The sequence below is a fragment of the Streptomyces sp. RP5T genome (assembly GCF_003933965.1).
Taxonomy (GTDB): Bacteria; Actinomycetota; Actinomycetes; order Streptomycetales; family Streptomycetaceae; genus Streptomyces.
Map to the genome: position 1 here is coordinate 1 of NZ_RSAJ01000845.1, position 2,775 is coordinate 2,775.

The 2,775-nt window shown below is 71.7% G+C and carries 3 protein-coding genes; 1 reads left to right on the forward strand and 2 read right to left on the reverse strand.

Annotated features, from left to right (window positions below; translation table 11 throughout):
• Positions 1-30: 30 nt before the first annotated feature.
• Positions 31-756 (reverse strand): phosphotransferase, encoded by a 726-nt coding sequence (locus EHS43_RS41895; RefSeq protein WP_125195719.1) that lies wholly within the window; start codon positions 754-756, stop codon positions 31-33.
• A gap of 101 nt (positions 757-857) precedes the next feature.
• On the opposite strand from EHS43_RS41895, the gene EHS43_RS41900 reads away from it, so the two are divergent.
• Positions 858-1,403, forward strand: a complete 546-nt coding sequence (locus EHS43_RS41900) for a hypothetical protein (protein WP_125195720.1) — start codon at positions 858-860, stop codon at positions 1,401-1,403.
• Here the strand turns inward: EHS43_RS41900 and EHS43_RS41905 are convergent.
• The coding region (locus EHS43_RS41905) for a hydrolase (RefSeq protein ID WP_125195721.1) at positions 1,396-2,775 on the reverse strand (1,380 nt) is incomplete at its 5' end. The genes EHS43_RS41900 and EHS43_RS41905 overlap by 8 nt on opposite strands.

The window sequence follows — 2,775 nt, forward strand, 5'->3', positions numbered from 1 at the left end:
GACGTGGACCGGCCCCGCCGCATGACGTCGTCACTCCAGGAACGCCCCGAGTTCGCGCCGGTGTGCCGCGACCCAGCTCCGCGCGGCCCGCACCTCGTCGACGACCCCCCGCTCGCGCAGCCCGGTCATGGCCCGGTCCCCCCGCAGCGCGCCCGCCTCGATCCCGCGCCCGCACCGGTCCTGCCACCACAGCACCGTGTCCAGCAGCCCGTCCCGCCGGTCGAGGCCGTAGGCGTCGCAGATCAGCCGGATACGACGGGCGGTCCGCGGGATGTCCGTGACGCCCGACCCCAGGTCGAGGTACTGCCAGCACACATGGGCGATGTCGTGCATCCGCTCGCCGGGAGCGGCCAGGTCCCAGTCGATGAACGCGGTGGGCCGCCACCCGGTGTACACGGTGTTCTTCGGCGCGAGGTCGTTGTGGCAGACCACATCGCGGTCCCCGGCGAGCGCGGTGCCGTGCGTCAGGTCGTGGAAGTCACGGACGAGCCGGGCGACCTCCGCGAGGGCCTCGTCGGTCCGGGCCGCGGCGCGCTCGCCGGGGGTCACGGCGGCCCGCCCCTCGACATGAGTGAAGATCTCCCGGCCGCGTTCGTCGACGCCGAGGTGCCGCGGCGCGCCCCGCCAGTCCGCGCGCTCGAACAGCGCGAGCAACTGCCGTACGAAGTCCGGCCGTTCGGACGGCGGGCGCCGCACGGTGTCCCCCACCCGGACGACCTCGTTGACCGCGCCGCCGCCGAGCACCGACTCCTCCATCCGACCGCCTCCGTCCGACCGCCACCCCTGACGAGTACGTCTCTCCACCGCGCCGGCAAATCCCGTGGCCGGGCGCCGGCTCAGCATGCCATTCTCGCCGTATGGATCACGCGGAGGTACTGCTCGTCGGGGGCCGCGCCGGGGTCGGCAAGACGACCGTGGGCTGGGAGGTCTCCGCGCGGCTGCGCGCCGCCGGAGTGGCCCACGCCGTGATCGACGGGGACTTCATGGGCCAGGTGCATCCGGCACCCGAGGGCGATCCCCACCGGTCCGCCATCGGTGAGCGCAATCTGACCGCCGTGTGGGGCAACTACGCCGAACTCGGCTGCCGACGCCTGGTCTACGTCAACACCGTCTGCGTGCTGGAGGAGGCGACGGGCATGTTCCGGCGGGCGATGGGGGACGGCGTCCGGATCGTACGGGTCCTGCTCACCGCCACCGACGAGACGGCCGAACTGCGCCTGACCGGGCGGGAGCTCGGCTCCGAACTGGAGCAGGAGCTGCGGGGCGGTGTCCGCAAGGCGCGGATGCTGGACGAGTGTGCGCCCGCCGGCACGCTGCGCGTGGTGACCGACTGGCGCACGGTGATCGACATCGCGGCCGAGGTGACGGCCGCCACCGGGTGGGTCCCGGCGCGGGTCAGCTGACGTTCAGTGCCGTGTCGTCGATCACGAACGACGTCTGGAGCGTGGAGCCCTCCGTGCCGGTGAACTTGAGGGTGACGCTCTGGCCGGCGTAGCCCGCGAGGCTGAAGCTGCGCTGGGTCCAGCCGGAGCCCGCGTTGAGGTTCGAGTACGTGGCCAGGGTGCCCAGCACCGTGCCCGAGCTGTTGAGCACCTGCACCCTGAGGGTGTCGTAGGCGGTGCCGGTGCTGGTCTCGGCCGTGTCGACGTGCAGGTAGAAGCTGAACGTGGCCGTGGTGCACGCGGACGGGAGGGTCACCGACTGGGACAGGGTGTCGGTGTGCGCGGAGCCGTAGCCGTCGAGCCAGGCGTAGAAGGAGCCGGTGCGGGCGGACTCGTCGCTGGAGTCGGTGATCACGCCGCTGCTCGCGGTCCAGGCTGAACTGCCCGACTCGAAGCCGCTGTTGCCGAGCAGCTGCGCCGCCGTGCAGGTGGAACCCCCACCGCCGCCGTCGCCGCCGCTCCCGCCGGACAGCCACTCCGTGGCGTTGAGGGCGAGGGCCGCGTTGGTGGCGCCGGAGTCGTTCCAGCCGTCGTAGAGGGTGTTTCCGGACTGGCCGGTGTCGTCGTCGATGGGTGAGCTGTCGCCCCAGAAGGCGACGCGTCCGCTGCCGAAGGTGCTGGTGGCGAAGAAGGCGCCGGTGTTGCCCGAGTAACCGGTGCGGTAGAGCAGGCCCTTGACGGCCGCGTTGTCGGCGGGCTTGAGGGTGGCCGTGGTGCCGCTGGCGATGAGGCTCTTGGTGACGGTGCCGAAGGAGCCGTGCAGGACGGGGTCGCCGCTGTCACTGATGGCCGAGGGGTAGTCGGAACCGATGCTCAGCGAGTCGATGGAGAAGCCGAACGGGTCGGTGGAGTCGACGCTGTTGTTGGTCATCAGGTCGTTGAGGATCTCCACCGCGTCCTCGCCGTCGTTGTTGCGGTCGGCGCCGGTGTGGTCGGAGATCATGAAGAGGCCGCCGCCGTTCTTCACGAAGGTCATGATCGCCGTCTTCTCGGCGGCCGTGAAGAGGGTGTTGGGCTCGGGCAGCACCAGGGTGTCGAAGTTCTTCAGGTCGGTGGCGGAGGAACCGCCGTAAGTGAGCGCGCTCGTCGCGGTCTTGAGGCTGTAGTCGCCGGTCTTCTGCAGGGCGACGCCCCAGGAGGAGATGGCGCCGGTCCAGTCGGTCTCCGCGGAGGGCGAGGAGTCCTCGCCCAGGGGGTCGGGCTGGCTGGTGGAGATGATCCAGTCGGCGTTGCCGGCCGTCTCGGCGTGGGCGTTGTCGAAGAGGACCCGGTGCGGGGTGGCGGCGGCGGCAGGGGTGGCGGCGGCCTGCACGGGGACGCCCGCGGCGAGGGG

Excerpts from the sequence above, each read along its gene's own strand:
- EHS43_RS41895 (WP_125195719.1), bottom strand. The coding sequence starts at position 756 with ATGGAGGAGTCGGTGCTCGGCGGCGGCGCGGTCAACGAGGTCGTCCGG.
- EHS43_RS41900 (WP_125195720.1), top strand. The coding sequence starts at position 858 with ATGGATCACGCGGAGGTACTGCTCGTCGGGGGCCGCGCCGGGGTCGGC.